General features: G+C 70.4%; 5 protein-coding genes. All 5 read right to left on the bottom strand.

Annotated elements, in window-relative coordinates:
* Positions 1-326: 326 nt before the first annotated feature.
* Positions 327-1,754, bottom strand: coding sequence for a UDP-N-acetylmuramoyl-L-alanine--D-glutamate ligase (murD, locus tag FE633_RS46455; RefSeq protein WP_138051190.1), 1,428 nt, complete (start codon positions 1,752-1,754; stop codon positions 327-329).
* A complete protein-coding gene (gene mraY, locus FE633_RS46450) occupies positions 1,736-2,809 on the bottom strand; it encodes a phospho-N-acetylmuramoyl-pentapeptide-transferase (RefSeq protein WP_138051189.1) in 1,074 nt (357 codons plus the stop codon). The genes murD and mraY overlap by 19 nt, the downstream gene beginning before the upstream one ends.
* Complete coding sequence (locus FE633_RS46445) at positions 2,806-4,218, bottom strand: UDP-N-acetylmuramoyl-tripeptide--D-alanyl-D-alanine ligase (protein ID WP_138051188.1); 1,413 nt, start codon at positions 4,216-4,218, stop codon at positions 2,806-2,808. Before FE633_RS46445 ends, mraY begins: the two co-directional genes overlap by 4 nt.
* A 4-nt stretch (positions 4,219-4,222) precedes the next feature.
* Entirely contained in the window at positions 4,223-5,740 is a 1,518-nt protein-coding gene (locus tag FE633_RS46440; protein WP_138051187.1) for a UDP-N-acetylmuramoyl-L-alanyl-D-glutamate--2,6-diaminopimelate ligase, read from the bottom strand.
* 329 nt (positions 5,741-6,069) lie between these two features.
* On the bottom strand, positions 6,070-7,971 hold a 1,902-nt coding region (locus tag FE633_RS46435; protein ID WP_246114155.1), incomplete at its 5' end, for a peptidoglycan D,D-transpeptidase FtsI family protein.

The following is a 7,971-nucleotide window of genomic DNA, read 5'->3' as shown; positions in this document are numbered from 1 at the left end:
GCGAGGGACCGGAGGGGCGGGCGGGACGGGAGGCGGCGGGGCGCCCCGCGGTGGCCCGCTGACGGGCGGGCCGGCCGGTGCGGCTGCCGGGCATCAGAGCCACCGCCGGCGCGCGTGCGCTCCGCTGGGCACGCGGTTCATAGGCTGCGGGCCGTGGGTGGCTGTCGCGCCCACGCGGCGGAGCCGCATGACGTCACAGCCCCGCGCCCCTGACGGGGCACTCGCCCCTTTAGGGGCGCGGTGCAACACCGGACTCACAGACCACGATGGCGTCACACGTCCCTCCCAAGGGTCCCGGGCATGCCCGGACCGGCCCGGACCCGCCGTCAGGCGCTCGCGGCGCCGAGTTCGCGAACGGCCTCCGCGAACCTGTCGCCGCGCTGGTTGTAGTTGGTGAACATGTCCATGGAGGCACAAGCGGGAGCCATGAGCACCGTGTCGCCGGGGCGGGCGAGCCGTGTCGCCTCCTGGACAGCCTCGAGCATCGCCCCAGTGTCGGTCCGGTCGAGGTCGACGACCGGTACCTCGGGCGCGTGTCGCGCGAGCGCTTCGCGGATCAGGGCCCGGTCGGCGCCGAACAGGACGACCCCCCGCAGTCGCTTTGCCGACTTGGCGACCAGCTCGTCGAAGGTCGCGCCCTTGGCCAGTCCGCCCGCGATCCACACGATCGACTCGTATGCCGCCAAGGACGCTTCCGCCGCGTGGGTGTTGGTGGCCTTGGAGTCGTCGATGTAGGCGACGCCACCGACGTCGGCCACGTGCTGGATGCGGTGGGCGTCCGGACGGAAGGCCCGCAGCCCGTCACGTACGGCAGCGGCGGGCACCCCGAAGGCGCGCGCCAGGGCGGCCGCCGCAAGGGCGTTGGCGATGTTGTGCGGGGCGGGCGGCTGGACGTCCGTGACCTCCGCGAGCTCCTGGGCTTGCTGCTGCCGGTCCTCGACGAAGGCGCGGTCGACCAGGATGCCCTCGACGACGCCGAGTTGGGACGGAGCGGGCGTGCCGAGCGTGAAGCCGATCGCCCGGCATCCCTCCTCGACGTCCGCCTCGCGCACCAGGTCCTCGGTGGCCTTGTCGGCCGCGTTGTAGACGCAGGCGACCCGATTGCCCTCGTAGATACGGCCCTTGTCGGCGGCGTACGCCTCCATGGAGCCGTGCCAGTCGAGGTGGTCGGGAGCGATGTTCAGGACGACGGCGGAGTGCGCGCGAAGGGAGGGCGCCCAGTGCAGCTGGTAGCTGGACAGTTCGACCGCCAGGACGTCATGCGGCTCCGCCGAGAGGACCACGTCGATGATCGGGGTGCCGATGTTGCCCACCGCTGCCGTACGAAGGCCGGCGGCGCTCAGGATCGACGCGAGCATCTGGGTGGTGGTGGTCTTGCCGTTGGTGCCCGTGACGGCTAGCCAGGGAGCCGCGTCGGAGCCGCGCAGACGCCAGGCGATCTCCACGTCGCCGACGACGTCCACGCCCGCCGCGTCGGCGGCCACGAAGAGTGGGCTGCCCGGCTTCCAGCCCGGCGAGGTGACCACGAGGTCGGTGCCCTCGGGAAGCGTCTCGGCGTCCGCGAGACGTACCGCGATGCCCTCCGCCTCGAGGGAGGCGGCCCGCTCCTGGTGCACCGGCGAATCGCCGCCGTCGACGACCGTGACCGACGCGCCGAAGCCTGCCAGGGCGCGGGCGGCGCTGATGCCGCTCACGCCGAGACCGGCGACGGTGATGTTCCGGCCTGCCCAAGTCGTCACTTGTCGGCTGCCCATCCTGCGTAGAAGAGACCCAGACCCACGATGACGCACATGCCCTGAATGATCCAGAAGCGGACCACCACCAGGACTTCGGACCAGCCCTTGAGTTCGAAGTGGTGCTGGAGCGGGGCCATCCGGAAAACGCGTTTGCCGGTCAGGCGGAACGAACCGACCTGGATGACGACCGACATGGTGATGAGGACGAACAGACCGCCCAGCAGCGCGAGCAGCAGCTCGGTACGGGAGCAGATCGCGAGACCGGCGAGTGCGCCGCCGAGCGCCAGCGAACCGGTGTCGCCCATGAAGATCTTGGCGGGTGAGGTGTTCCACCACAGGAAGCCGAAGCAGGCGCCCATGAGCGCGGCGGCGACGACGGCGAGATCGAGCGGATCTCGCACTTCGAAACAGGCTTCCGGGTTGGTCAGGGTCTGCGCGTTGGCGCAGGACTCCTGGAACTGCCAGACGCCGATGAACGTGTACGCGCCGAAGACCATCACGGAGGCGCCGGTGGCCAGGCCGTCCAGGCCGTCCGTGAGGTTCACGCCGTTCGACATCGCGAGGATCATGAACAGCGCCCAGACCACGAACAGCACCGGGCCGATCGACCAGCCGAAGTCCTGCACGAAGGAGAGCTTGGTGGAGGCCGGGGTGTTGTTGCGGTTGTCCGCGAACTGCAGCGAGAGCACCGCGAAGGTGATGCCGACGATCAGCTGGCCGGCCATCTTCGCCTTGGCCCGCAGACCCAGCGAGCGCCGCTTGACGATCTTGATGTAGTCGTCGAGGAAGCCGACCAGGCCCATCCCCGCCATCAGACCGAGCACCAGCAGTCCCGAGAACGTCGGCGGCTTTCCGGTGATCACCTTGCTGAGGAAGTACGCGACGATCGTGGCCAGGATGAAGGCGATGCCACCCATGGTCGGCGTACCGCGCTTGGAGTGGTGCTCGCGCGGGCCGTCGTCGCGGATGTACTGGCCGTAGCCCTTGCGGGCCAGCAGCTTGATCAGCAAGGGGGTGCCCACGAGAGTCAGGAAGAGGCCGATGACTCCCGAGAACAGGATCTGATTCATCATCGGGCAGCGACCTCACCCTCGGCACCCTCGAGCAGCGCCTGGGCCACCCGCTCCAGCCCGACCGCTCTGGACGCCTTCACGAGTACGACGTCTCCCGGGCGCAACTCGCTGCGCAACAGGTCGACCGCCGACTGTGCGTCGGACACGTGCACCGACTCCTCACCCCACGAACCCTCGTTATATGCGCCCAGTTGAAGCCAGGACGCTTCCCTGCCCCCGACCGCGACGAGCTTGCTGACGTTGAGCCGGACGGCGAGCCGTCCGACCGCGTCGTGCTCGGCGAGCGCCTCGTCCCCGAGCTCGGCCATCTGACCGAGCACCGCCCAGGTCCGCCTCCCCTTGCCCATGGCCGCCAGCGCCCTGAGGGCGGCCCGCATGGACTCGGGGTTCGCGTTGTAGGCGTCGTTGACGACCGTCACGCCGTCCGGTCGCTCGGTGACCTCCATCCGCCAGCGGGAGAGGGAGCCCGCCTCGGAGAGCGCGACGGCGATCTCGTCTGCGGACATGCCCAGCTCATGGGCGACGGCGGCCGCGGCGAGCGCGTTCGACACGTGGTGCTCACCGTACAGGCGCATGGTCACGTCACTGCACCCGGAGGGTGTGTGAAGGCTGAACGCCGGCTGTCCGCTGTCCGTGAGCCGGACGTTCTCGGCCCGTACGTCCGCTTCGCCGGACTCTCCGAAGAGGGTCACCTTCGCCTTCGTACGGGATGCCATGGCCCGTACGAGGGGATCGTCGGCATTGAGGATCGCGGCGCCGCCCTCACTCGACGGCGGTAGGCCCTCCACCAACTCGCCCTTGGCCTGGGCGATTTGCTCGCGGCCGCCGAACTCGCCGATGTGCGCCGTGCCCACGTTGAGAACGAGGCCGATCTTCGGCGGCGTCAGGTCGGTGAGATAGCGGATGTGGCCGATGCCGCGGGCGCCCATCTCCAGCACGAGGAACCTGGTCTCCTCGGTGGCGCTGAGGGCGGTGAGCGGCAACCCGATCTCGTTGTTGAGCGAGCCCGGCGTGAAGACCGTCGGCGCCTTGCGCTGGAGCACCTGGGCGATCAGGTCCTTGGTGCTGGTCTTGCCGGCGGAGCCGGTGAGGGCCACGAGGGTCGCGCCGAGGCTCTCGACGACGTGGCGCGCGAGGGCGCCGAGGGCGACCTGGACGTCGTCCACGACGATCGCGGGCACGCCGACGGGCCGGGACGCCAGAACGGCGACGGCACCGGCCGAGACGACGTCGGCGGCGAAGTCGTGACCGTCCACGCGCTCGCCCACGAAGGCGACGAACAGACTGCCTGGCTCCACCTCGCGGGAGTCCCTGACGACCGGTCCGGAAACCTGGACCGACGGATCCGGTATGTCGTACGTCTGCCCGCCGACGACTGAGGCGATCTCGGCGAGAGAGAGGGCGATCACAAGTTCATCCCTGGGTCTTCTGGATAGCTTCGCGCAGCACCTGACGGTCGTCGAAGGGACGGACCACTCCGGCGATGTCCTGGCCCTGCTCATGGCCCTTGCCCGCGACCAGCACGGTGTCGCCGGGCTCGGCGCGGGCGACGGCGGCGGCGATCGCGGCGGCCCGTTCCTCGAAGACCTGCACCTCGCCGCGCTCGTGCGCCGGCACTTCGGCGGCGCCCGCGAGCATCGTGGCGAGGATCGCGAGGGGGTCCTCGGAGCGGGGGTTGTCGGACGTCAGTACGGCGGTGTCGGCGAGGCGGGCCGCGGCGGCGCCCATCGGCATCCGCTTGCTCTTGTCCCGGTCGCCGCCGCAGCCGAGCACGATGTGCAGGCGGCCACTCGTGACTTTGCGCAGCGCGCGCAGGACCGATTCCACGGCATCCGTCTTGTGCGCGTAGTCGACGACCGCGAGGTAGGCCTGGCCTTCGTCCACGCGTTCCAGGCGGCCCGGCACGCCCGGCACCGCGGCGATGCCGTCGGCCGCGGTCTGCGGGTCGATCCCGGCGGCGGCGAGGGCGACGATCGCGGCGAGCGTGTTGGCGACGTTGAACGGGCCCGCGAGCGGCGACTTGGCGGTGATCCGCTCCCCCTTGGGGCCGATCGCCACGAAGGTCGAGTCCATCGGACCCACCTCGACGTCCTCGGCGCGCCAGTCGGCGTCCGGATGGCCCTCGGCGGAGAACGTCACCACGGGGACGGCGGCTTCCTGAACGAGCCTGCGTCCGTACTCGTCATCGAAGTTGACCACGCCCAGCTTGCTGCGTTTCGGCGTGAAGAGCTCCGCCTTGGCCCGGAAGTAGTCCTCCATGTCGGAGTGGAACTCCATGTGTTCCGGGCTGAGGTTGGTGAAGACCGCGATGTCGAAGACGCAGCCGTCGACCCGGCCGAGGACCAGCGCGTGGCTGGAGACCTCCATGGCGACCGCGTCCACGCCGCGCTCACGCATCACCGCGAACAGCGCCTGCAGGTCGGTCGCTTCGGGGGTCGTGCGTTCCGACTTGATCCGCTCGTCGCCGATGCGCATCTCGACCGTACCGATGAGGCCGGTGCTGCGGACGGCCTTGAGGCCGCCCTCGACGAGGTACGCCGTCGTGGTCTTGCCCGAGGTGCCGGTGATTCCGATCTGGAGAAGATCGCGACCGGGATGGCCGTAGATCGTGGCGGCCAGCTCGCCCATCCGTCCACGCGGGTCGTCGACCACGAGGACCGGGAGGCCGGTCGCGGCGGCACGCTCGGCGCCGGTCGGATCCGTGAGCACGGCCGCGGCACCGAGGCCGGCGGCCTGCGTCACGAAGTCGGCGCCGTGCAGGCGGGCGCCGGGCAGGGCGGCGTAGAGGTCACCGGGGCGTACGGCGCGGGAGTCGTGGGTGATACCCGTGACCTCTGCGGCTGCGGGGGCGGTGACACCCAACTGATCGGCGAGCTCCGCGAGGCGTGCGGCGGAGACCTGGACCGGCCGCGGCGGCCCCGGAAATGTCACAGGAACGCCCTTCTGGGTGGTTTGGGACTGATCAGCTTGTGGCACGGCGGTGAGCGTACCGGGCGCACCCCCGCCGGAGCCAAAGGGGAGTCCGCCCGCAGCGCGGTCCGGCGAGGGCGGCGGGGGAAGACGGGTGGGCGAGGGGCGGCTCGCCGGGGTGTCCGCCGCCTGGTTCGCCGGGTGGTTCGCTGGGCGGTCCGCGGGGTGGTCCGCGGGGCGGTCCGCCGCGTCGGGAGGGATCGTTGTCACGGTCAGTTCCTGGGGGTTGCCGGATGATCAGGGGTTCCGGTGGGGGCCGGAGGGTGCCGGTCAGGGCTTCCCAAGGCTTCTCAGGGCTTGAAGGCGACCGGCAGCCTCGCGGCCTCCTCGCCGGTGGGCGGCACCTGCAGGGTCTTCAGGGCGAACTCCAGGACTTTCTTGTAGACGGGCCCACAGATCTGGCCGCCGAAGTAGCTGCCCTTGGTCGCGTTCTGAATGGCGCAGTAGACGGTCACCCGGGGGTTGTCGGCGGGGGCGAACCCGGCGAACGACGAGGTGTAGCCGCGGTAGCGGCCGGTGGCCGGATCCACACGGTTGGCCGTGCCTGTCTTTCCCGCGACGCGGTAGCCCGGGATACGGGCCTTGGTGCCGGTGCCCTCCTCGTCGTCCACGACGGACTCCAGCATCTGCGCCAGGGTTTTCGCCGTTTTCTCGCTCACGACCCTTGTCTTCTTGGGCTTGGCGGCGGATGTGAAGCGGCCGTCGGGTCCCCTGGTGCCTCGTACGAGAGTCGGTTCGACGCGTACGCCGCCGTTCGCGATCGTCGAGTAGACGGAGGCCGCCTGCATCGCGTTGATGGAGACACCCTGGCCGAAAGGAATCGTGTACTGCTGCGAGGTCGACCACTTGTCGGCGGGTGCGAGAAGGCCCGCCGTCTCGCCGGGGAAGCCGAGCCCGGTGTAGCGGCCGATGCCGAACTTGCGCAGATACGAGTAGAGGACCTGATTGGCCTTCTTCTGCGTCTTGCCGAGCTGGCCGGTCGCCAGAATGGTGCCGATGTTGCTGGACTTGGCGAGCACGCCGTTGAGCGTCAGGTACCAGGTCGGGTGGTCGACGTCGTCCTTGAAGAGCCGGTCGCCGCGGTGCAGCCGGTTGGGCACCGTCACCCGCGTCGAGGGCGTGGCGACGTTCTCCTCCAGTACGGCGGCCATCGACATGACCTTGGCGGTGGAGCCGGGCTCGAAAGCGTCCTGAAGGGCCGCGTTGCCGAGCGCCGCCGAGTCGGCCTCCGAGAGGTCGTTCGGGTCGAAGCCCGGCGCATTGGCCATCGCGAGGACCTCGCCGGTCTTGTTGTCCTGCACGAGCACGTAGCCGCGGTCCGCCTTGGACTTCTTCACCTGCTCGGAGATGGCGTTCTGCGCGGCCCACTGGATGTCGCGGTCGATGGTCAGCTCGACGTCGGAACCGGCCACGGCGGGCGTCTCGGTGTTGTCCGCGGTCGGGACCTCACGGCCGCCGGACTGGGCGTAGCGGACCTTGCCGTCCTTGCCGGCCAGTTCCTTGTTCAGCTGCTGCTCGATACCACCGCCGCCCTTGCCGTCGGCGTTGACCCAGCCCAGTATCCCCGCGCCCAGGTCGCCGTTCGGATAGACCCGCTTGCTGCTGGGCTCCTGGAAGACGCCGGCCAGGACGTTCGCGGCCGTCCTGTCCGTCTCCGCCTTGTCGGCGAGGGCGCTCTGCAGGTCCTTGATCTGCGTCCAGACCTGGGGGGTCTGGCGGCGGGCGAGCAGGACGTACCGGGTGCCCTTGGTGCGGAGCTTGTGGGCGATCTCGGCCGGCTCCTTGTCGAGGATCGGTCCGAGGAGCGCGGCGGCCTGCTCGGGCGCGTCGTCGACCTTCGTCATCTTCGGCGTGAACATCGTCGGGTCGGCGGTGATGTCGTTCGCGTCCGCGCTGATCGCCAGGTCCACGCCGTTGCGGTCGGTGATCCCGCCGCGCTCGGCGGCCAGCGTGTGGGTGAGGTAGCGGTTCTGTTCGGCCTTGGCCGCGTACGCACTCGCGTCGACCGCCTGCACCTGGAGCAGCCGCACCACGAAGGCCAGCATCACCAGGGTCAGGGCGAGGCTGACCAGGCGGAGGCGGGGGCGGGGACTGGCGAGCCGGATGATGCGCGGGCCCGGCGAGCGGGGCGGGGCCGGGCGGCGTGCGGGACGGGCGCCCGGCCCCGGCCTCGGGCTTCGGCTCGGGCTCCG

The organism is Streptomyces montanus (assembly GCF_005786655.1).
Classification (GTDB): Bacteria; Actinomycetota; Actinomycetes; order Streptomycetales; family Streptomycetaceae; genus Streptomyces; species Streptomyces sporangiiformans.
The sequence above is the reverse complement of the archived record's forward strand: the minus strand, read 5'-3'. Positions and strand labels throughout refer to the sequence as shown.

What these genes read in the sequence shown, in the direction of transcription:
- murD (WP_138051190.1), bottom strand. Translation starts at nt 1,754, where the DNA reads ATGGGCAGCCGACAAGTGACGACTTGGGCAGGCCGGAACATCACCGTC.
- mraY (WP_138051189.1), bottom strand. Translation starts at nt 2,809, where the DNA reads ATGATGAATCAGATCCTGTTCTCGGGAGTCATCGGCCTCTTCCTGACT.